General features: G+C 72.7%; 14 protein-coding genes. 5 read left to right on the forward strand and 9 right to left on the reverse strand.

Annotated elements, in window-relative coordinates; translation table 11 throughout:
• The first annotated feature begins 183 nt into the window (after positions 1–183).
• On the forward strand, positions 184–1,452 hold the full coding sequence (locus tag NQZ70_RS22220) for a DNRLRE domain-containing protein (protein ID WP_165374103.1): 1,269 nt from the start codon (positions 184–186) through the stop codon (positions 1,450–1,452).
• On the opposite strand, the gene NQZ70_RS22225 is transcribed toward NQZ70_RS22220, so the two are convergent.
• The 7 genes from NQZ70_RS22225 to NQZ70_RS22255 all read right to left on the reverse strand — a co-directional run bounded on the left by NQZ70_RS22225 (position 1,437) and on the right by NQZ70_RS22255 (position 10,083).
• Entirely contained in the window at positions 1,437–2,459 is a 1,023-nt protein-coding gene (locus NQZ70_RS22225) for an ABC transporter permease (RefSeq protein ID WP_129575986.1), read from the reverse strand. The two genes, NQZ70_RS22220 and NQZ70_RS22225, sit on opposite strands and share 16 nt — an antisense overlap.
• Complete coding sequence (locus NQZ70_RS22230; protein WP_129575987.1) at positions 2,459–3,676, reverse strand: ABC transporter permease; 1,218 nt, start codon at positions 3,674–3,676, stop codon at positions 2,459–2,461. Before NQZ70_RS22230 ends, NQZ70_RS22225 begins: the two co-directional genes overlap by 1 nt.
• Entirely contained in the window at positions 3,673–5,235 is a 1,563-nt protein-coding gene (locus NQZ70_RS22235; protein WP_129575988.1) for an ABC transporter ATP-binding protein, read from the reverse strand. The genes NQZ70_RS22230 and NQZ70_RS22235 overlap by 4 nt, the downstream gene beginning before the upstream one ends.
• Before the next feature lie 20 nt (positions 5,236–5,255).
• Positions 5,256–6,545 (reverse strand): BMP family protein, encoded by a 1,290-nt coding sequence (locus tag NQZ70_RS22240; RefSeq protein ID WP_129581508.1) that lies wholly within the window; start codon positions 6,543–6,545, stop codon positions 5,256–5,258.
• A 115-nt stretch (positions 6,546–6,660) separates the two neighbouring features.
• Positions 6,661–7,887, reverse strand: a complete 1,227-nt coding sequence (locus NQZ70_RS22245; protein ID WP_165374104.1) for a vWA domain-containing protein — start codon at positions 7,885–7,887, stop codon at positions 6,661–6,663.
• A 327-nt stretch (positions 7,888–8,214) separates the two neighbouring features.
• Positions 8,215–8,427 (reverse strand): zinc-binding alcohol dehydrogenase family protein, encoded by a 213-nt coding sequence (locus NQZ70_RS22250; protein ID WP_207217922.1) that lies wholly within the window; start codon positions 8,425–8,427, stop codon positions 8,215–8,217.
• Between the two features lie 60 nt (positions 8,428–8,487).
• Positions 8,488–10,083, reverse strand: a complete 1,596-nt coding sequence (locus NQZ70_RS22255; RefSeq protein WP_237245515.1) for a metallophosphoesterase — start codon at positions 10,081–10,083, stop codon at positions 8,488–8,490.
• A gap of 129 nt (positions 10,084–10,212) precedes the next feature.
• On the opposite strand from NQZ70_RS22255, the gene NQZ70_RS22260 reads away from it, so the two are divergent.
• Positions 10,213–11,535, forward strand: coding sequence for an SUMF1/EgtB/PvdO family nonheme iron enzyme (locus tag NQZ70_RS22260; protein WP_129575989.1), 1,323 nt, complete (start codon positions 10,213–10,215; stop codon positions 11,533–11,535).
• A gap of 33 nt (positions 11,536–11,568) precedes the next feature.
• On the opposite strand, the gene NQZ70_RS22265 is transcribed toward NQZ70_RS22260, so the two are convergent.
• The gene (locus tag NQZ70_RS22265) at positions 11,569–12,552 is read right to left on the reverse strand and encodes an aldo/keto reductase (protein WP_129575990.1); all 984 of its coding nucleotides are present in this window, start codon (positions 12,550–12,552) and stop codon (positions 11,569–11,571) included.
• Positions 12,553–13,320: 768 nt separating this feature from the next.
• Here NQZ70_RS22265 and NQZ70_RS22270 point away from each other — a divergent pair.
• The 3 genes from NQZ70_RS22270 (at position 13,321) to NQZ70_RS22280 (ending at position 18,323) form a co-directional block, all read left to right on the forward strand.
• Positions 13,321–14,238, forward strand: a complete 918-nt coding sequence (locus NQZ70_RS22270) for a hypothetical protein (protein WP_207217923.1) — start codon at positions 13,321–13,323, stop codon at positions 14,236–14,238.
• Positions 14,239–14,638: 400 nt separating this feature from the next.
• Positions 14,639–16,453 (forward strand): serine/threonine-protein kinase, encoded by a 1,815-nt coding sequence (locus NQZ70_RS22275; protein ID WP_129575991.1) that lies wholly within the window; start codon positions 14,639–14,641, stop codon positions 16,451–16,453.
• Between the two features lie 25 nt (positions 16,454–16,478).
• Entirely contained in the window at positions 16,479–18,323 is a 1,845-nt protein-coding gene (locus NQZ70_RS22280) for a PEGA domain-containing protein (RefSeq protein WP_237245516.1), read from the forward strand.
• A 183-nt stretch (positions 18,324–18,506) separates the two neighbouring features.
• On the opposite strand, the gene NQZ70_RS22285 is transcribed toward NQZ70_RS22280, so the two are convergent.
• Complete coding sequence (locus tag NQZ70_RS22285) at positions 18,507–21,845, reverse strand: thrombospondin type 3 repeat-containing protein (RefSeq protein WP_237245517.1); 3,339 nt, start codon at positions 21,843–21,845, stop codon at positions 18,507–18,509.
• Between the last annotated feature and the right edge of the window lie 580 nt (positions 21,846–22,425).

The raw sequence follows: 22,425 nt of genomic DNA on the forward strand, positions 1-22,425 counted from the left end.
CGACGCAACCGCCGTAGCCGACGCAACCGCCGTAGCCGACGCAACCGACCCGGCACCACCCAGGCACCACCCAGGCACCGCCAGGCCCGCTCCCGCCCCCCGCGCCCGACGCGTGAACACGCCCGACCAAGAAGGGCGCAATGAGCGTTGTATACCGTGCGAAGGAGGAATATAAGGTGAATCATGCGATACATACGTACAAGCGCCGCGCGCGCTTGCCTCTCCCTCCTCGTGCTCGCTGCGCTCCCCGGGACGGCGTTCGGGGCGACGACCGCGATCACGTTCGTCATCAACCACGCCGATTGCGGCAACGCCGAGTTCTCGCTGTACCTGAACGGGGTCCTCCTCGACACGGTCCCGAGCGAGAACGGGTGCGAATGCCGCACAGAGACGCTCCAGAGGGCGTTCACCGAACCCGAGGTGCTGGCCCTCTACGATCCGAACACCTGCAACGATGTCCGGGTCGACATCGACAAAGGCCAGGGCTTGCTCGTCGGCTTCGCACGCATCCACGTCGATTCGACCGAAGGCTCGTCGTACCTGTGCCTGTACGACGCGGAGCGCGGCCCGATCCCGTGCGCGGATCGCGACGTCTGCGACGGCTACGGCGTCGGGCTGACGTCGCTCGGGAGCCAGGACAGGGACGGCATCGCGCCAGGCCTGGGCAGGGGCTGCGACAACTGCCCCGTCACGTACAACCCGGATCAGGCCGACGAGGACGCCGACGGGATCGGCGACGCCTGCGACCCCTGTCCACGCGGCGACCGCGACCGCGACGCCGTCTGCGACGCGGCCGACAACTGCGCCTCCGCCGCCAACCCGAGCCAGACCGACAGCGACGCCGATGGGATCGGCGACGCCTGCGACAACTGTCCCTCCGCCGCCAATCCAGACCAGGCCGACAGCGACGGCGACGGACACGGGGACGCGTGCGCACACGCCTGCGTCACCCTCCAGCGAGGCACCTTCGGCGAGGTCGCGGACGCCGATATCTGGGAAGCGTTCCCCAACTACAGCGACGGCCGCGTCCCCTACAACGCCTCGGGCAACGCCCACGGCTTCCGCAAGCAAGCGCTCTACTGGTTCGGGCTCGCCAGCATCCCCGCCGGCGCCACCGTCACGTCGGCCGACTTCGGCGTGGCCGCCTACGGCTCAGGCGACGAGACCGTCCGCATCCACCGCATCACCGCGCCCTGGCGCGAGGACAACGTCACCTGGAACAACTTCGCCGCGAGCTACGACGCGGACGTCGAGGCCGATCTCACCTGGATCGGACCCTACGATATGAGCGCCGACCTGACCGGCCTCGTCCAGGCGTGGGTCGACGGCACGGCGCCGAACCACGGCTTCCTCGTCGAGGAGGATCCGACCGGGCGCACGTCGTACCGCTCGAGCGACCACCCCCTCCAGGAGGACCGCCCCTGGCTCGAGGTCTGCTATTCCGCGCCCTGATCCGCGCCGCGCGGCCTCTCCTCCGCGCCATCCTCCGCGGGGTAGGGCCTCCCGAGCGCCGCGGGGGGCGTCGCGTCGAACGCGCGCAGGAGCGGGCGGCGCGCCGCGTCGGGCAGGAGCGCGCCGAGGCGCGAAAGGAGCCCGCTCGAGGTGAGCCCCAGGACCACGATCATCAGCGCGAACGGCGCCACGCTGAAGACCTGCGTCGGCACCGACGGCAGCGCGCCCTGGCCGAGGCTCGCCATCGACGAGAGCACGCCGAACAGGCACGCACCGAGCGCCGCCCGCACCGGATGAAAGCCGCCGAAGATCACGATCGCCAGCGCGATCCAGCCGTAGCCGGCCGTGTGGCGGTGGCTCCAGCCCGCCTTGAAGTCGAGCGAGTACGCCGCGCCGCCGATCCCCACGAGCGCGCCGCCGACGAGCGTCGCCAGGGCGCGCACCCAGGCCACGCGCGCACCGCGGGCGTGCGCCGCCGCGGGCTGCTCGCCCACGGCCCGGACCAAGAGCCCCGCGCGCGTGCGGTACAGGAACACCCAGGCGCACGCGACGAGCAGGTAGCTCGCGTACACCACCGGATCGCTCCGGAAGAACAGCGGGCCGAGGATCGGCACGTCCCCGAGCACCGGGATCGAGAGCGCCGGGACCGTCGGACCTGGCACCCGCACGAACGGGCCGCCGAGCACCGACGAGAGATCCGCGCAGAGCATCGCCAGCACGAAGCCGATCGCGATCTGCGAGCGGCGCAGGAAGATCCCGCCGATCGCCACGACGAGCGCGACGAGCGCGCCGGTCGCGGCCGCGGCGGCGAAGCCGACGAGGACGCTGCCGGTCGTCAGCGCGGCCGCGAAGCCCACCATCGCCGAGAGCATCATCGAGCCCTCCGCGGAGAGGTTGATGACCCCGGCCCGCTCGGCGATCGTCTCGCCGACCGCCGCGTACACGAGCGGCGTCGAGGCCGCGAGCGCGGTCGCGAGGAGCGAGAGGAGCTCGCCGCCGTCGTCCATCAGGCCTCCTCCGGCCGGCCGCCGCGCGCCCCGCGCGCCCCGCGCGCCCCGCGCGCGCTCCAGGGCGACAGCAGCGCGAGCAGGACGAGCGCGCCCTGGAGCACGCCCGCGAGCGAGGACTCCAGGCCGAGCGTCATCGGGAGCTTCAGGCTGCCGACGTTGAGCGCGCTGAAGAACAGGGCGATCGGCGCGACGAGCGCCGCGCGCCGGCCCGCGAGCATCACCACGAGCAGCGCCAGGAAGCCGAGGTTGCTCGAGACGTTCGGGAGGAGCCGGTGGAACGTGCCGAGCACCTGCAGCGCGCCGGCGACGCCGGCGAGCGCGCCCGAGATCGCGAACGCGGCGAGCATCTCCCGCGCCGCCGGGACGCCGAGCACCGCCGCGGCCTCCGGGCTCAGCCCCACCGCGCGCAGCCGGAGCCCGAAGTGGGTCCGCCCGAGCACCACCGCCGCGCCGACGAGCGCGAGCGCCGCGAGCAGGAGCGCGGCCGGGCTCAGGTCGGTGCCGCCCAGCGTGGAGAGCCGGAGCGCGCCGTCGAGCGGCTCGGTGCCGGCCATCGACGCGACGCCAGGGCGCTTCCACGGGCCGAAGACGAGGTAGAGGACCGCCCCCTGGGCGACGAAGTTCATGCCGAGGCCCGCGAAGATCTCGCTCACCCGGGCGCGCGTGTGCAGCGCGCCCGTGAGCGCGCCCCAGAGCACCCCGCCGAGCGCGCCCGCGGCGATCGAGAGCGCGACGACGAGCCCCGCGGGGAGGCCCGGCCAGAGCGCGCGCGAGGCGCCGGTGGCGCAGACGGCGCCGATGACGAGCTGCCCCTCGACCCCGAGGTGGTACAGGCCGGCGCGGAACGTGAACAGGAGGCCGCTGCCGCAGAGGAGCAGCGGCGCCAGGGTGGCGAGCACCCGCGCGGCTTGATCCGCGGTGCCGAACGCGCCCTCCCACAAGCCCGCGGCCACCGCCGCCGGCGAGGCGCCCAGGAGCGCGCACAGCCCCGCGACGAGCGCGAGCGCGAGGGCGAGCGGCGCGAGCGGCGCCAGGCGGACGGCGACGCCGCGCGGCCACGCCGGCCGCGCGCCGGAGCCGGATCCGCCGGCCGGCCCGGGGCCCGAGCCGTCGGCCGGACCGGGGCTCATGGCGGGCGGACCGGGGCTCGTGGCGGGCGGACCGGGGCTCGTGGCGGGCGGACCGGGGCTCGTGGCGGGCGGACCGGGGCTCATGGGCCGGCCCCCGCGGGCGCGGCCGGGGCCGGGGCGGGCTCGTCGAGCTCGCCGCCGATCATCCGGCCGAGCCGGTCCAGGGTGAGGTCGGCCGCGTCGACGGGCCGCGAGACGCGCCCGCCGCTGAACACGAGGACCCGGTCGCTGTAGCGCATGAGCTCGTCGAGCTCGGACGACGCGAACACGAGCGCCGTCCCGGCCCGGCACCGCGCGAGGAGCTGCTCCCAGACCCACCGCGCCGACGCGAGGTCGAGCCCCCGGGTCGGCTGCTCCAGGAGCAGCAGCGCGAGGCCGTCGGGGAGGAGCGCGAGCTGGGTGCGCTGCTGGTTGCCGCCGGAGAGCGCCTCGACGCGGGTCTCGGGCCGACCGCGGATCCGGAACGCCTCGATGATCCGCTCGGCGGCGCGGCGGATCTCGCGCGGGCGGAGGAACACCCCCGGCCGGAGGGCGCGCAGCGCGACGTGCTCCTCGAGGGAGAGGCCCGCGATGAGCCCCTCCCGCCGGCGGTCCGCGGGCAGGTAGCCCACGCCGGCGCGCAGGAAGGCCGGGTAGGGGCGGCCGGTCAGGTCGGCCCCGCCGATGGCGACGCGGCCCTGCCGCACCCGGAGCAGCCCGGCGCAGGCGCGCAGCAGGAGGCGCTGGCCGCCCCCCTCGAGGCCCGCGAGCCCGAGCACCTCGCCGCGGCGCACGGCGAGGCGGGGGAGCCGCAGGTCGAGGCGGTGATCGCCGACGCCGACGTCGTCGAGGGCGAGCGCGACGCCGTCGCCGGCCGTCGGGGGCCGCTCCGGGGGCGCGAGCGCCTCGCCGAACATCAGGGCGACGAGGCGCTCGGCGCCAGCCGGCATCTCCGCCTCGCCGGCCACCTTGCCCTGCCGCAGCACGGTCACGCGATCGCAGAGCGCCTCGACGTCCGAGAGCTTGTGCGAGACGAGCACGATCGCCTTGCCGTCCTGCTTGAGCCGCCGGAGCGCGGAGAAGAGGGCGTCCTGCTGCGCGCCGGAGATCCCCGTCGTGGGCTCGTCCAGGAGGAGCGCGTGGACGCCCAGCGAGAGGAGCCGCAGGAGCTCGATCTGCTGGCGCTCCCCGAGGGTGAGCCGCCCGACCTGCTCGTCGGGGTCGACGGAGAAGCCGAACCGCGCCGCGAGCGCGAGCAGCTCGTCGCGCGCCGCGCGGCGGGGGAGGAAGACGCCCGCGGCGCGGCGCGAGGGCGGCGCGGGGGAGGGCGCGCCGCCGGCCGCGGCGGCGGGGCGAGGGCGGGCGACGAGGAAGCTCTCCAGGACGGTGAGGGGAGGGAAGTCGAGCGGCTCCTGGTGGAGCACGCCGACGCCGGCGGCGAGGGCGTCGGCCGGGCTGGCGAGCGCCACCGGACGGCCGTCGAAGAGCAGGCGGCCGGCGTCCGGGCGGAGGAGCCCGCCGAGGATGCGGAGCAGCGTGCTCTTGCCGGCGCCGTTCTCGCCGAGCAGGCCGTGGACGGCGCCGGCCCGGATCGTCAGCGACACGTCGTCGTTGGCCCTGACCGGGCCGAACCGCTTGGCGACGCGCTCGATCTCGATCCGCATGGACGACCGCCCCGAGGCGGCTACTTGCTCGGCCCGGTGATCCCCTGGACCAGCTGCGGCAGATACCAGATCTGCTGGGGCGTCGCGGCCTCGCCGTCCTTCAGGAAGTCGGTGCCGTCCTGGAACTTGAGCGGCCCCTTCCAGAGGTCGAGCCCATTGGCGAGCGTCAGGACGAACGCGCCGAGCTGCGCCTTGCGCTCGCCCAACGCGTTGCCCGGCAGGAAGCCGACGACCGAGGCGTCGCCGTTGAGATCGCGGAAGTCCGGGCCTTCCCAGACGAACTCGCTCGTGTACTTGCCCGCGCGCACCTTCTCGATGGCGTCGCGGTAGAGCGGCGCCCAGTTGTAGTAGGCGACGCCGAGGCAGATGTCGGGCGCCAGGTCGCAGCCGGCCTTGTGGTCGTAATGGACGTACTTGACCTTCTTGCCGGCGCCGCTCGCCTTCTTGGCCTGCAGCGCGGCCTCGGGCGTGTCGAGCCCGGTCAGGAGCACGTCGAAGCCGCTGCTGTAGAAGTCGTCGGCCACCTTGGTTGGGTCGAGGGTGACGCCCGGGATGTTGAACCAGAAGCCGATCCACGCGACCTTGAAGGTGAGCTCCTCCGGCTTCTTCTTCTGGTACTTCTCCCAGCAGTACCGCGCGCCGAGGTACGCGGCGGTGACGAGCCGGCGGGTCTCGTCGTTCACGAGCGGGCCGAGATACCCGATCTTGCCGGTCTCGGTGCCGAGCGCGGCGGCGCACCCGGAGATGTGCTTGGCGGCCTCGATGCGGCCCATGATGTTGCCCAGGTTGGGCTGGGGCTTGTGGTTCTTGCCGTCCTTCCAGGCGTAATCGCCGGAGACGTGGAGGACGGTGATCTGCGGGTGCTTGCGCGCGGTCTCGAGGGCGTCGTCCTTGTAATCGTCGGAGTTGTAGACGACGAGCTTGGCGCCGCGGGAGATGAGGTCGTCCGCGACCTGGGAGCCCTTCACGTTGGGGCGATCGGCCGGATTGACCTTGTCGACATACTCGAAGCCGACGTCGGGCATCTTGGCGAGGACCGACCGGAGGCCGTCGTAATGGGCCTGGTTCCACCCCTTGTCGTTGTAGGGGCCGACCAGGATCATGCCCACCTTGTATTGGGCGGCCGGCGCGGCGGCCGACGCGCTCGCCGCGGCCGGCGCGGCGGCGGTCTTCTCCGCAGGCGGGCTCGTGCTCGTCGACGAGCTCTGGCACGCGCCGGCGAGCAGCGACAGCGCGACGGCGACGGCGGAGCGGGTGGAGGCGCGGGGGGCCGCGAATGCCGCGGGCGACTTCGGCGTGCGGGGGATCACCCGATCCATCGTGGGCGGGATTGCCGCAGGGTGTCAAGGACCTGCGGCGGTGTCGGCGGGCCGCGCCGCCGGAGCGCGCGGCGCGCGGGGCGGAGCGGCCGTCGCCGGCCGCGGATCACTGGGGGATCGTGATCACATCCTCACAGGTGAAGTCGACCCCGAGGGCCGCCCGCGGGTCCGCCTGGATCGTGGCGCAGGTGCTGTCGCAGAGCACGATCTGGCTCGGGTTCTCGGGGCTGTCGTAGCGCCAGGCGCCTTCGGCCGCGCACTCCTGGTCGTACGCGAGCGCGGTCGGGTCGCCGTCGCCGCTCGTGTACGTCACGCGGACCTTCTGCGCGTCGAAGGTCCTCCCGTCGGGCGCGGGCGGGATGTCGACCGTGCAGGAGACCGCCGCGCCGCGGATCGCGTCGATGGCGGCCTTGAAGGCGGCCGAGGTCGCCGCGGGGTTGCCGGTGTCGATCAGGTAGGCGTGGTCGGTGCCGCCCGCCACGGCGACATCGTCCATGTCCCTGACGGTCTCCGGCGCGCCCTCGAGGGGCGGGTTGGCGACCCCGATGACGTACGTGGGGATGCCGTTCGAGAGCGCGCTCGAGGCCTCGTCCGCCACGAGCGAGATCTTGTTGTACCGCGAGCCGCACCCCTGCGGATAACCGTCCGTGACGAGGACGATCGCGTATCTCCCCGGCGTGGTGTCCCGCTGCGCCTCGACGTACGAGATCGTCCCTTGCATCACGAACAGCGTGGGCGTGCCGCCGCGCCAGTCGTTGGCGACCTCGGGCGTGATGGCGTCGATCGCCGCGGCGAAGGCGGGCGAGGGCAGCGGCGTCATCGGCACCTCCGGCGTCCTGTAGGTGTCCGCGTCGCATTTCGTCTCGGTATCGCCCTCGCTCGGGAAGAACCGGAGCGAGGCGTTGAGCCCCTCGGACAGGGGGTCCGAGAAGAACTGCTTCGTCGCCGCGACGACGGGATCCCATTTGAGCGACTTGTCGTGCCAGGGGGCGTCGCCCATGCCCATGCTGCCGGACACGTCGAACGCGAAGGCCAGGTAGACGGGCTCGAGATCGGCCTCGGCGCTCTGGGTGGCGCACGCCCCGCCCTCGCCCGAGGAGCCGCCGCTGCCCGGGCCCCCCGGCCCGAGATCGCCGCCGAACCCCGGCAGGCCCCCTTGGCCCGCGCCCCCTTGGCCCGCGCCCCCTTCGCCCGGGCCGCCGCTCGTGGTCGCGCTCCCAGTTCCGGGGCCGGACTGCGAGCTCCCGCCGCTGTCGCCGGCGCCATTGCTCCCACATGCGACACCGATCGCACCCACTGTCAGCAACACAATGGTCTTCGTGGGCAATTTCATGAGCTGGATCCTCCATGAGCGCGGTCCGGGCGCAGGTTGACGCGCGGAGCCGTCGATGGTGCGTGACACATTCAAGGGAAACGCGGCCGCGAAGCTCGCTTCGAGATCCCGCGGTCCATACAGCATAGCTGACGCAGCTACCTGCCGGCCGACGTCTGACCGCGAAATGATGCTCCACGGCATTGAGGCGCGGCAATGGGACCACCGCGGCACAGCATTCCTTGGATTGTGGTCGCGTGTCTCACGCCCGCGGCTGCGCGGCGCCGGGGTGCGGGGGAGGGGGGAGGGGGCCCGGAGCGCCGCGCTCCCGCGCGCGGCGCTATCGGCTCAATGCACCTGGAGGGCGAGCTTGCCGAGGTGGTGACGGCCGAGGGCGAGGTGGGCTTCGGCGGCCTGGGCCAGGGCGAATCGGCGGGCGATCTCGACGTGGAAGGGGCCGGACGCGACAAGGCGGTTCAGCCGCTCGATGAGAACCGATTCATGGGAAGAGGACCGCAAGGGCGCAAGGGACGCAGGGGGAGGAGAAGAATAGAACTCCATCTCTGTCCCCTTGCGCCTCTTGCGCCCTTGCGGTCTCTCCTCTTGCTGCGTGCCGTGCTCTCAGGACACCGTCGCCTCGGCGGCCGCCGGGGGCGCCTCGACGGCGGCGCGCGCGGGGCGGAGCGGGTGCGTCTCGACGCGCCAGATGCCCTCGTCCGTCAGCCGGACCGCCGCGAACCGGGCGACGCCGTCGAGGTGGCCGTCCGTCTCGTGGCCGAGCGTCGACGAGGGGTGCGCGTAGACGCTGACGCGACCGCCGCTCTTCGAGCGGTAGTGGCCGAAGAACGCGAGGTGCTTGTGCCCGTGCAGCACGAGCGCGCTGTTCTTCTTGGGGTTCTTCTGCTGGTACGCCGCGAGGATTTCGAGCAGGCGCGGGCCATCCATCGCGATCATGAACGTGTCGTTGAGCGAGATCGGCCCCGCGAGGCGCGCCACGTGGTGGTGCAAGAGCACGATGACCGGGCCAGAGCCCCGCCGGAGCGCGCGGGCCAGGCGCCGGAGCTGGCCGCCGCCGATCTGCCCGATCGCGTTCGACCCCACGAACCGCGAGCGGTAACGGTTCGAGTTGAGGCCGAAGATCCGGATTCCCCCCTCGAGATCGAGCCGCCGCGGATACAGGCCGGCGATCGCGCGCAGCCGGCGCCGCGCCCGCTTGCGGGCGGGGATGTGCAAGGGGGGCTGGAAGCGGCCGCGCTCGACCCGCGTGAGCACCTCGATGAAGCGCTGCTCGCGCTCCGCCCGCTTCTTGAGGTACGGGTCGGGCGACGTGCCGACGTTGATCGCGATATCGTGGTTGCCAGGCACCATGAGCACCTGCGATGAGGCCGGGATGCCGGAGAGCGCCGCCTCGAGCTCGGCCCACTGCGCCTCTTCCCCGAGATCGGTCATGTCGCCCGTCAGCGCGACGAGCGGCGGCTTCATGGCCGCGATCTCCGCGACGAGCCGCCGGAGACGGCCGGTCAGCTCGGCGGTGTCGGGGCGAGCGACCCCCTCGGGCCACGCGGCCGAGCCCTCCTCGAGCTCGTACGGCTCGCGGCCGCCCGCGGTGAGGTGCAGATCGGAGAGCTGGCAGAGCACGAGCCGGCCGCCGGGGATCGCGTCCCCAGGGTCGGGGAACAGCGTCGCCGCGCCGCCATACCGCAGGATCACCCGGGTCGCCTCGCCGAGGGCGAACGCGAGCCAGGCATACAGCGAGAGCCCTAGCGCGAGCAGCGCGAGCGCGATGCAGCCGGCGAGGACGAACGCCGCGCCGCCGCCGAAGGAGACGCTGCCGCCCGCAGGGAACCACGCGAGATCGGACCCGATGGACGAGAGGATCGAGCCGTCCAGCCACGCAGTGACCCAGCTCGGGACCCCGATCTCGAGCAGATGCGCGATGAGCCCGCCGGCGAGACAGATCGCGGCGAGGACGAGGAACAGCAGGATCAGGCGATCGCGGACGACGTCGATGACGTCGACGACCTCGCCGAGCCGCCCCCGGAACGACGAGCGGAAATAGCGGCTCCCGTAGGAGATCTTCTTCCACGTCTCCGGCCGCCACACGCGGCCGCGGCTCGCGATGCGCGAGACGACCACGGCGGGGGCGACGAGCAGCGCGAGCAGGACGACCACCGGCAGGAGCGCCAGGTAGAGAATTCGGAGGGCCGCCCTTCGCACGATGCCTCATTTGACGTGCCCCGGGCAGGACCGTCAAGCAGCCGCTCGGGTGGGCCGGCGGCCGCGCGCGCCCTGAAAGTTGCCGAAATGGATGGATGTCCGTAGCAGTAAGCGCGAGCTGTCCCACCGATGTCCTGCCCCGAGACGCCAAACGACCCGGCCTCCGCACCGCGACCGTCCGCGCCGAGCGATCCGCCGTCGGCGCTCTCGACAGGCCTGCGCGCCGCGCCTGCGCCGAGCGCGCCGGCGCGCGGCCGCGGGTCGATCGCGGCGCTCGCCGCCGCGGGCGCGCTCGGCGCGGGCGCGCTCGGCGCGGCCGCCGCCGTGGAGACCGCGGCGCACGCGAACGCGCCCGCGGCGCGGGCCGCGGCGCCGCTCATCGCAGGCGCGCTGCAGGAGCGCGCGCTCGCGGCGTCGGCCGCGCCGCCGGGGCGCGCGGCGCCCGCGGGGGACGACGAGGACGTCGAGCCGGACACGCTGGAGGAGCAGCGCGTCCGGCTGTTCGCGCGGATGCGGCGCGAGCTCGCGCTCTCCGACGAGGCGATGCGGGAGGTCGAGGCGATCTTCGCGGCGTCGCCGGTGCTCGGCCAGGGCAACCCGGCGCTATCGCATCACCCGATGTCGCGATCCGAGTGCCGCCGCGCCCGGGAGCTCGCGGGCGTCGCGCCGGCGCGCGAGCCGGCCTGCGGCGCGCCGGGGATGGTGCCGCTCTTCGATCCCACGCGCGGGCAGACCGCGGAGAGCGCGCCGGTCTGCATCGATCAGCTCGAGTTCCCGAACATCCCCTGCGAGTATCCGGTCGTGCACGTCCGGGCGCGCGAAGCGGCGCTCCTCTGCAGGGCGGTCGGGAAACGGATCTGCGATGCGCACGAGTGGGAAGGGGCGTGCGCCGGCGCCCTGAGGGAGCCCGACGTCGAGTACGAGTGGGAGAGGCCCCGGAACGAGGCGAGCTGGCATCACAACCTCCTTCGCGAGAAGGTGTGGAGCTACGGTCCCGAGAAGAACCACGCGCTCTGCGGCACGGGGAGCGCCCGCACGCCGGGCTGCCCGGGCGGCGGGTGGGACCGCTGCGGCTCCAACACGTATCCGGCCGGCGCCTTCCCCGCGTGCCGGAGCCGCCTCGGGGTCTTCGATCTGCACGGCAACGTCGCCGAGCACATGAGCCTGCCCATCCTGCCCGACGAGCTCGCGCGGCGCGGCGACCGGGGCTTCACCGAGATGAAGGGCAGCTGGTTCGCGTTCTCGTCGATGGAGGTCCACGCCGACGACTGCAGGTGGCGCGCGCCCGACTGGCACGCGACGCGGCTCATGAGCAAGAGCAGCCACGCGAACTACCACCTGGGTTTCCGCTGCTGCAAGGACATCGAGCCGAGAGCGGCCCCGAGCGGGTCGACCGCCGCGGCGCCGGCGTTGGCCGAGGAAGCGGCGGTGGCTGCGGTGAAGGAGCGATGAGGCGGAGGGGCGGAGATCTGGCCTTGGCGGAGATCAGGCCTTGAAGGAGTCGTAGCGGCCGGCGCGCGGCGCGACGCGCGCCTCCAGCGCGGCCCGCTCGGCGGGCGGCATGGGGAAGGGAAGGGATCTCGCGCCGAGGTTCTCGCGCACCTCGGCGATCGAGGAGCAGCCGATGATCACCGTGTCGGCGTGGCTCGCCGCATAGCGGATGAGCTCGCTCGGGCTCGCGGCGCGATCCTGGAGCAGGCGGCCCGCGGCCATGATCTTCATGCCGATGACGCCGACGCCGCGCCGCCGCGCCTCCTCGACCACCGTCGTCAGGAACGGGAGCCGCGCCGGATCCGCGGGGTTGATCGCGCACAGCACGGTGTCGACCGGATAGCGCCGCATCGCCTCGATGAGGATCTGCGGGTCGTGGTGCCCGGTGATCCCCACGTGGCGCACGCGGCCGTCCGCCCTGGCCTGCTCCACGGCCTCGATCGCGCCCCCCTTGCCGAAGATGGCGTCGAGCTCGTCCAGTTCGCGCAAATCGTGCAACTGCCACAGATCGAGGTGGTCTGTCCCGAGGCGGCGCAGGCTGTCGTCGAGCAGCCTGAGCGCGCCGTCGCGATCGCGCGCGTGCGTCTTGGAGGCGAGGAAGACCTGCTCGCGCGCCCTCGGCCCGGCGGCGCGGAAGGCCTCACCATAGTAGTCCTGGCTCTGCTGGTACGCAGGCGCGGTATCGCAATACCTGACCCCGAGGCGCAGCGCCTCCAGGATGACCGGCACCGCCTCGCGATGCCGGCCGGTGGTCCGGAGGATCCCCTCTCCGCCGAGCGACACCGGCTCCACCTGCGCGCCGGTCCGCCCGAGCGTGCGGGGCGGCGCCGCCGCGGCGCCTCGAGGGGCCGCGGGCGCCGCGGACGGCGCGCCCCCGGCGGCGCCGGTCGCGATGGCCCCGGCGGTCGTGGCGGCCGCGCGCAGCCCCCCGCGGCGACCCGCGTCGGTCCCTTCCGTCTCGCTCGGCTCGTTGCTCATGCGTCCTCCGGAGAAAAGTTCTACCAACCCGCTGACCGCACGTAAACGGCCGTCCGGCTCCCCGCAACACAGATTCACTCACATGAGCCCACCTGTGCGCATCTGGTGGTCTGTCGACGCAGGTTTGCTCTGGCGCGGCGGACTCTAGCGCGCACGGCGGAGCTGCGGAGTTCGAGCGCCCACCGCGGAGCCGCGGTGACGGAGGCGGATGGTTACGGCCCGAGTCGATCGATTCGCGTCCTGCCTTCGTTGGTCACAAACGGCGCATCCTGAGCAGGTGAGGCGCAGGGGGCCGGGCCTCCGCTGCGGCGCGGGCGTTTTCTGGCCGGGTCAGACGATCGGCACGGGACGCGGCGCGCGCCGGCCGCCCTCTCGCCGCCGGACGTGCGCCGCGGCTCTCGTTCACGACGGCCGCGGCGCGGGCGGGAGCGCACGTGATCTGCTCGAACGAGAGAGAGAGGTGTTTGCGCGCCGCGCGAGCGACGGCCGCGGAAGCGGTGAGTTCGTCATCTCCAGCGGACGCGCGCGGCCCGCGCGCGATAGGCCCGCCGCGCGGTGGCCGTCCCGCCGGTCTTCGCGAGGAGAACCCGGGAAACCAGCGCCGACGCTGATCCAGAGAATGCCTTTTCGCGGGCGCGGCGAGGCCGGCGGCGCGAGCGAGCAGCGGCAGTGTCTGCACACGAGCGATGAGGCACACAGCCTGCTCTTCGATGAGCCCAAGATGGCGCGGGCCTTCCGGCCATCACGGGATATTGAGGAGGACAACACATGCTCTCGATTCATGGCAAGGTGCTGGGACTCGCGGTGGTGATGGCGGCGCTGGGCACGGGGTGCGCCGTCGACTCGGTGAGCGACGTGGAGCTCGACGAGTCCGGTCTCGACGAGGTCGGGCAGGTGGATTCGACCGCCGAGGCGCTCGAGGCCGACCAGGAGGCGCGGGGCGGGTTCCAGCAGGCGCCGAGCAAGGCGCCGCTCGGTCCGAGCAAGGGGGGGCTCGGGCAGCAGGCGCCGCTCGGCGTGCAGGGGCCCGCCGATCTCGGCCAGGCGCCGATCGGCATGCCGGGGCCCGCCGATCTCGGCCAGGCGCCGATCGGCCAGATCGGCCAGGCGCCGATCGGCCAGGTCGGCCAGGCGCCGATTGGCCAGGTCGGCCAGGCGCCGATTGGCCAGGTCGGCCAGGCGCCGATTGGCCAGGGGCCCTTGGGTGTGCCGGGCGCCGGCGCGCCGGGCCTGCCGGGCGCCGGCCTGCCGGGCGCCGGCCTGCCGGGCGTCGGCGTGCCGGGCCTCGGCCTCGGGGTGCCGGGCCTCGGCTTCGGCGCGCCCGGCTTCGGCGCCGTGGGCTCGCGCTTCGGCGGCTTCGGCGGCTTCGGCGGCTTCGGCGGCTTCGGCTGCTGCCCCAACTTCATCAACATCATCAACAACAACTTCTTCATCGACGACCGCTTCCGCGACTGCGACCGCTTCCGCGACTGCTGCCGCTTCCCCCATCATTGCTTCGACGGCTTCGACGGTTTCGATGGCTTCAACGGCTTCAACGACTTCCCTCGCGATGGTTTCAACACGTTCAACAACTGCCGCCCGCCCTTCTCCAACCGCTTCTGCCCCTGCTTCCCCCACCGCCCCTGCTGCGGAGGAAACAACAATTGGGGCTGGGGCGGGGGCGGGGGCTCGGGCTTCGGCTGCTAGCGCCGCGCACGCACACGCGGCCAGAGCGGCGCTCGCGACCGCCTGAGGACGCGCCTCCGCAGGTGCGCGGGGCACGGGAGAGCGCGAGTCGCTCGACCTCGATGGCCGATCGGGCATCGGCCCTCCGACGCTCGCCCTCTCACAGACATCCCCGCGGCCGCCTGGGGCCCAACCACCCCAGGCGGCCGGCGACGCCGGGACGCGACGGCGGCGCGTGGGCCGCCGGCGCGACCTGACGGGCGCGGCCGGGCCGCGCCCCGCTCCAGGTCCGCGCCCCCTCGGGAGCGCGGCGTGTCCCGCGAGACTGTACGCGCATCCGCGACGGGTTGGGCCCGCGAGCCGGCGAGCGCTCGCGGACATTGCCCCCCCGTGCGCAATCCCTTAGAGTGGCCGGAACGCTGTGATCGGCACGATCATCGACGGCAAGTATCAGATTCGCAAGCTGCTCGGCGAGGGCGCCATGGGCTCGGTCTACGAGGCGGAGCACACGGGGACCGGCCGCCGCTGCGCCGTGAAGTTGATCAGCTCGGCCGATCTCACCCGCGATCCGAAGGTGGTCAGCCGCTTCCAGCGCGAGGCGCGCGCGGCGGGCGCGATCGACACGCAGCACATCACCCAGGTGCTCGACGCCGGCGTCGACCGCGACTCGAAGCTGCCCTTCCTCGCGATGGAGTACCTCGCCGGCGAGGACGTCAACCAGCTCATCAAGCGCGTCGGGCCCCTCGCGCCCGACCTCGCGCTGCGCATCGTCGCGCAGTCGTGCCTCGGGCTCCAGAAGGCGCACGAGGCGAGCGTCGTCCACCGCGACATCAAGCCGCACAACCTGTTCCTCTCGCGGCGCGACGCCGGCGAGATCCTCGTCAAGCTGCTCGATTTCGGCATCGCCAAGGTCAAGATGGACCGGGCGAACGAGACCGAGGGCGCCGACCTCACGCGCACCGGGAACCTCATCGGCTCGCCGCTCTACATGTCGCCCGAGCAGGCGCGCGGGCAAAAGGAGATCGATCACCGCACCGACATCTGGTCGCTCGGCGCCGTGCTCTACCAGGCGCTCACCGGGCGGACGCCGTACCATCACATCACCGCGCTCGGCGAGCTCATCATCGCCATCTGCTCGGATCCCCCGCCGCCGGTGCAGGACTTCGCGCCGTGGGTGCCGCCGGAGGTGGCGGCGATCGTGCACCGCTGCCTGCTGCAGGCGCCCGGGCAGCGCTACCAGAGCGCGCAGGAGATGTTCGGCGCCATCCGGCCGCTTCTCCCCTACGGCTGGGGCATCCACGAGAGCATGCTCGTGCCGCTGCCGGACGCGGTGCGCAGGCAGTCCGCGCCGCGGCTCTCGATGAACGGCAACGCCCCGCCCGCGAACCAGAGCGGCGCGTACGCCGCCACGTCGCCCGCCAACCAGAGCGGAGGGTACCCGGCGCTCGCGGCCTCGCCCGCGAACCAGAGCGGCGCGTACGCCGCCGCGTCGCCCGCCTACCAGAGCGGAGGGTACCCCGCGGTCCCGAACGAGCACCGCGGCGGAGGGTACCCGTCGTTCGCGCCGCCCCCGAACCCGAGCGGGCCACACGGCGCGATCGCGCCGGCCGCCAACCACGCCGGCGCCGCGACCACCGGGGCGCTCACGCAGTCGCATCGCGGCGCGCAGCCCGGCGCCTCGCGGGTGCCGGTCGTGGCCGGCGCCGCGCTGCTCGCCGCGGGCATCGCGGCCGGCGTGTACTTCGTCAGCGACCGATCGCCCGAGCCCGCCGCGCCGGCGGCGGCGTCGGCGATCCCCGAGGTGCTCCCGCCGGCGGCGGCCACCCCGGCGCCGCCCCCCGCGCCGACGCCGGCGCCGGCCGCGACGGGGACGTCGGAGGCCGACGCGGCCGAGCCGCAGCCCAGGCGCGTTCAGGTGGTCATCCTGCCGTCCGACGCCTCGGTCGAGGTCGAAGGCGTGCGCACGACCACCAGGAACGGGATCCTCGAGATCACCGGGCCGCTCGGGAGCGAGCACAGGGTGCGCGTGTTCAAGGGAGCGAACGAGGCGGTGACCGACGTGATCGTGACCACCAGCGGCGCGCGGCCGCTCAAGATCGAGCTCGCGCCGACCCCGGCGAAGGGCGCCCCGGCGCCTCCGGCGAAGGGCGCCGGAGCCGCGCCGCCGACGGCTCCGGCGCCGGCGCCGACGACCTACAAGGGGATCATCGACGACACGGAAGAGTTCGGAAAGTAAGCGCAGAAGAACAAGGCTGAGTACGGTGCTCGATCGAATGGATCTGCGTACGCGGCGCGGCGGCTCGTGTCCTCTCTCCCTCGCGTGGCGGCCCGGGCCGGCGCGGCGGCTGCGCGCGCTCTCGGCCGCGCTCGCCGTCACGGTCGCCGCGGGATCGGCGCTCGCCCAGCCAGCGCCGGCCGGCGCGGAGGGCGCCGTGCAGGCCGGCGCGGAGGGCGCCGCGCCGGCCGAGGAGGCGCCCGTCTCCGAGACGACCCGGCAAGTCGCGCGGCTCCACTTCGAGAAGGGGCTCGCCCTGCTGCGCGAGGAGGCCTGGGGCCCCGCGCTCGCCGAGTTCCTCCTCTCGCGCAAGCTCTACCCGACGCGCGCGGCCACGAACAACGCCGCGATCGCGCTGCGCAAGCTCCAGCGCTACGACGAGGCGCTCGAGATGTTCGAGACCTTCCTGCGCGATTTCACCATGTCCGCCGCCGAGCGCGCGGTCGCGCAGCGCGAGATCGCCGAGCTGCGCGCGCTCGTGGGGACGCTCGACATCACGAACGCCGAGCCCGGGGCGTCCATCGTGGTGAGCGGCGAGGAGCGCGGGCAGTACCCGCCCGTCAAGCCGATCCGCGTCGCCGCGGGCGCGCACGTCGTCCGCGTCTTCAAGGAGGGCTACGAGCCGGTCGAGGTGCGCGTCGACGTCGCCGGGGGCCAGACGGTCACGGTGAACGCGAAGCTCCGCAGGCTGGTCCGCTCCGGCCGGCTGCGCGTCGTGGAGCGGGCCGGCAAGACCGTCGACGTGCTCGTGGACAACGTGGTCGTGGGGCAGACCCCGTGGATCGGCACGCTGTCGGTCGGCGCTCACATGGTGGCGCTGCGCGGCGAGGGGAAGCTCGGGACGCAGCCGACGGCGGCGCCCGTGAAGCCGCAGGAGCTCACGACGCTGTCGCTCCTCGCCGAGGACCTCGACGCGTCGCTGCGGGTCGATCCCACGCCGCCGGGCGCGAGCGTCTGGATCAACTCGGTCAACGTCGGCAACGGCGTCTGGCTGGGCCGGCTCAAGGCCGGCGCGCACCGGGTGGAGGTGAAGGCCGACGGGTTCGTCTCCGAGGCGCGCACGGTGACGCTGCAGAAGGGCCAGCGGCAGAGCCTCCGCGTCGCGCTCGAGCTCGACGAGGACGCGGAGATCTGGCGCAAGCCGCCGAAGGTGACGCTCGACGCGAGCGCGTCGTTCCTTGTGGCGCCGACGCTCGGCGGCGAGATCATGAGCGGCTGCGGCTCGGGGTGCTCACGCGGGATCGGCCTCGGCGGCCTCGGCATGATCCACGGCGGCTACGAGCTCGGCTCGGGGATCGGCGTCGGGATCGAGCTTGGCGCCCTCTTCGCGACGCAGCAAATCGAGGGGCGCCCGGCGGGGCTCAGGCCGGTCGGGTATCCGGAGCCGCTCCGCGGCACGGCGAGCGACGCGCTCCGCGTGGGCGGCTTCCTGGCCGGCGCGACGTTCGGCTACCACGTCGGCGAGGAGTTCCCGGCGCTCCTGCGGCTCGGCGCCGGGGTGCTCGTGGACCAGGTCCGCGACGAGCGTACCGGCAGGTTCAGGACGACCGACGGGGCGTGGTTCAACACCGCTCCCGTGGTCGACTTCGCGCCGGCGACGTACTTCTACGTGGACCCGGAGGCGAGGCTCGGGCTGCGGCTCGGGGAGCGATGGGAGCTCTCCGCGAGCCTGAAGCTGCTGCTGCTGATCGGCCTCAGCAAGCCGGCGTGGGACAACACGATCGAGCTCGCGGCGGAGAGCGACGGGATCGGCACCTACGCGCCGGAGTCGCTCATGGGCGACTTCGTGTTCATGATCGCGCCCGGGGCGAGCCTGCGGTACCAGTTCTGACGGGCTCGAGCGCTCGGCGCACGGCCGCGACGCTGGGGACGCGCCGCGCGCGAGGGCCCGTGCCCCTCGCGCAAGGGCCTTTCGCCCCTGTCTCGCGACCCGGCGACGCCGGCGCTGCGGCCGGCGTGGAAGCTCCCCTGATGTCTTGAAGGTCCGTGTGAAGGTGAAGGTGCGTGGGGTGGCTCAGGCGGCTCGCGGAGCCCGCCGGGCGGGCCCCGCGCTGGGCTTGAGACGGCGCCGCAGGAGCAGCGCGAGCCCGAGCAGGAGCCCCCAGCCCGCGCGCGCGCTCGATCCATTGCCCATCCTGCAATCGCAACCGCCTTCGAACTTCGGCACCGACGCGCCGTCGCCACCCGCGCCGCCGCCGCCGCTCGCGTCCGTCGGGCCGCCTGCGCCGCCGCCGCCGCCTGCGCCGCCGCCGCCGCCTGCGCCGCCGCCTCCTCCAGGGCCGCTGCCCGCCGTGCCGCCGCCCTCGGCGCTCGTCGAGTCGCAGGCGTCTCCGATCCCGTTCATGTCGCTGTCCGCCTGGTCGTCGTTCCGAGCGTCAGGGCAGTTGTCGCAGGCGTCGCCTCGACCGTCTCCGTCCCTGTCCGCCTGATCGCGGTTCTTTACGAGCCGGCAGTTGTCGAGCGGGGCGCCGTCCGTGTCCACGTCGTCTATCCCGTCGTCGTCGTCGTCCGGGTCGCAGGCGTCGCCCAGGCCGTCACCGTCGGTGTCGGTCTGGTTGTCGCGTGGCTCCGGCGGCGCGGGGAGGAGCGGCCCGTTGGGCACGAAGTGGCAGTTGTCGAGCGGGTCGCCGCTCGCGTCGACGTCATTGACCCCGTCGTTGTCGTCATCCTCGTCGCAGGCGTCCCCCGCGCTGTCGCCATCGTTGTTCTCTTGCAACGGATTGGGGACGCGAAGGCAGTTGTCCACGCGGTTCTCGACGCCATCCAGGTCGATGTCGCCGTCGTCGCACGCGTCGCCGATGCCGTTCTCGTCGATGTCCTCCTGGTTCGGGTTGGGCGTCGTGCGACAGTTGTCGAACACCACCTCCCCCGACGTCATGTCGAGGCGGCCGTCCGGGATCGAATCGTTGTCCGAGTCGACATCGCGGTAGTCGGGGATGTAGTCCCGGGACGACTCGATCCGGTCCGTGTCCGCCGGGAACGGCGTCGCGCTCGGATCGCCGGCCTCATCGATGTCGTCGACGTGATCAGCGTCGCTGTCGGGATCCCGCGCGTCGTAGTCGCCGTCGCCGTCCGTGTCGACCGGGGTGCTGAAGTAGCACGGGCCCGAGCACTGGGTGATCGTGACCGGGCTGGAGTCGTCGTCGGTGTCGATCGGCGTGAGCTCGTGACAGTCGCTCGCGCCGCACACCGCGACCGCGTCGGCCACGCCGTCCCCATCCGTATCCACGCTTGGCCGGAAGCACGAGGTGTCGCCCTCGGCGCATACCTTGAGGCTGTCGGACAGGCCGTCGTCGTCGGTGTCCACCGCGACGGCGATGTAGCAGCGCGAGGCGCCAGGGCCGGCGACGCAGATGGAGAGCCCGTCGACGATGCCGTCGGGCGCGCCGCTCGTGTCGTCGTCCCAAGCTGTGCAGATCACGCCGTTCGGGCACACCTCGACCGCGTCAGGGATCGTATCGCCGTCGTGATCGGCGTTGAACGGGCTCGTGGTCCACGAGATCTCCAGCTGGTTGTCGATCCCGTCGTTGTCCGCGTCGCGATCGCACTCGTCCCCGATCGAGTCGCCGTCGGTGTCGGCTTGCAGCGGGTTGACCCGCAGGCGGCAGTTGTCGAGCGGCTCGCCGTTCGCGTCCACGTCGTCGATGCCGTCGCCGTCGTCGTCTGGGTCGCAGGCGTTTCCCAGGCCATCGCGATCGGTGTCGAGCTGGTTGTCGAGCGGCGGGGCGCTCGGGTTCAGCGGCCCGTTGGGCACGAACTGGCAGTTGTCGAGGGGACGCCCGGCGTCGTCGAAGTCGTTCACGCCGTCGTTGTCGTCGTCTGGGTCGCAGGCGTCGCCCTGGCCGTCGCGATCGAAATCGGTCTGGTCGGCGTTGGCCAGGAACCAGCAGTTGTCGTCGCCCTCGTCGATGGCGCCGTTGCCGTTGACGTCATCGACGACGCCGTCGTTGTCGTCGTCTGGGTCGCAGACGTCGCCCTGGCCGTCGCGATCGAAGTCGTCCTGGTCGGCGTTGGCCAGGAACCAGCAGTTGTCGTCGCCCTCGTCGATCGCGCCGTTGCCGTTGGCGTCATCGACGACGCCGTCGTTGTCGTCGTCTGGGTCGCAGGCGTCGCCGTGGCCGTCGCGATCGAAGTCGTCTTGGTCGGCGTTGGCCAGGAACCAGCAGTTGTCGTCGCCGTCGTCGATGGCGCCGTTGCCGTTGACGTCATCGACGACGCCGTCGTCGTCGTCGTCTGGGTCGCAGGCGTCGCCCTGGCCGTCGCGATCGAAATCGGCCTGGTCGGCGTTGGCCAGGAACCAGCAGTTGTCGTCGACCTCGTCGATGACGCCGTTGCCGTTGACGTCATCGACGACGCCGTCGTCGTCGTCGTCGTCGTCGCAGGCGTCGCCCTGGCCGTCGCCGTCGAAGTCGTCCTGGTCAGGGTTGGCCACGAACCAGCAGTTGTCGTCGACCTCGTCGATGACGCCGTTGCCGTTGACGTCGTCGACGACGCCGTCGTTGTCGTCGTCGTCGTCGCAGGCGTCGCCCTGGCCGTCGCCGTCGAAGTCGTCCTGGTCAGGGTTGGCCAGGAGCCGGCAGTTGTCGTCGCCCTCGTCGATGACGCCGTTGCCGTTCACGTCGTCGATGACGCCGTCGCCGTCGGCGTCGTCGTCACAGGCGTCGCCCTGGCCGTCGCCGTCGAAGTCGTCCTGGTCGGGGTTGGCCACGAACCAGCAGTTGTCGTCGCCCTCGTCGACGACGCCGTTGCCGTTGACGTCGTCGACGACGCCGTCGTTGTCGTCGTCGTCGTCGCAGGCGTCGCCCCGCAAATCCCCGTCGAAGTCGTCCTGGTCGGGGTTGGCCACGAACCAGCAGTTGTCGTCGCCCTCGTCGACGATTTCGTTGCCGTTGACGTCGTCGACGACGCCGTCGTTGTCGTCATCGTCATCGCAGATGTCGCCGTCGCCGTCGCCATCGAAGTCGCTCTGGTCCGCGCCCGGGATGAGCGGACAGTTGTCGCAGGCGTCACCGATGCCATCGGCGTCGCTGTCCAGCTGGTCGTCCGAGGTGTCCGCGGGCGTCGGGCCCAGCGGGCCATTTTGCGTGATGGGGCAGTTATCGAGGGGCTTGTTGTCCTCGCCACAGTCGTTCACCCCATCATTGTCGTCGTCGTCGTCGCAGACATCCCCTTTTGAGTCTGCGTCGTGGTTGGCCTGATCCGGATTGGGAATGCACGGACAGTTGTCATTGCGGTTGAGGATGCCATCCCTGTCGTAATCAGCCCCCGGGAAACCAGGGTCGCACGCCACCCGCGGCTCGCACACCGCCCACGAAATATTCGTGAACAGCAAAGTGGGCAGGACGATGGACATCAGGAGCCAGCAGCTGCGCTGGCGACGCCAGCAGCTGCGCTGGCGACGCCAGCGCAGCGCGCACGTGGCCTGGGCTACTTGGCGCATACTCTCTCCGGCGAGCATTCGCCCTCGGCCCCGGTGCAGCGGCATTCCGATTCCACGCAGTGCAGCCCGAAACCAGCGCACTCACTGTCCTGTTCGCATTCCTTGACTTTACAATAGCGATTCCTCGCGTCGTCGACGCCGATGCACCTGGATGCTCCCGGGCAATCCGTGCCCTCGGTTTCCAGTGTGCACGGCTGGACGCATCGACGGATGCCGCCAATTGCGATGCAATCGAACGTCCCAGGACCCCCCCTCTGTTCGCAGTAATCCCGATCCGGGCATTGCTCGATCGCGCAAACCCCGCTAGCATCGCAGGTCGAGCAGACGTCCGTCCCGGTGCATCTCAGCCGGCAATAGCCGTACGTGGGCTCGCTGCCCCCCGAGCCTCCGCTGCCCGATGTGGCGCTGGTGGTGGCCCCGCCCGTTCCTCCGTCACCGCCGGCGCCCCCGCCACCCGATGCGGTGCCGGCGCCTGCGCCTCCCTGACCGCCCG

Source organism: Sorangium sp. So ce836 (assembly GCF_028553905.1).
GTDB lineage: Bacteria > Myxococcota_A > Polyangia > Polyangiales > Polyangiaceae > Sorangium > Sorangium cellulosum_D.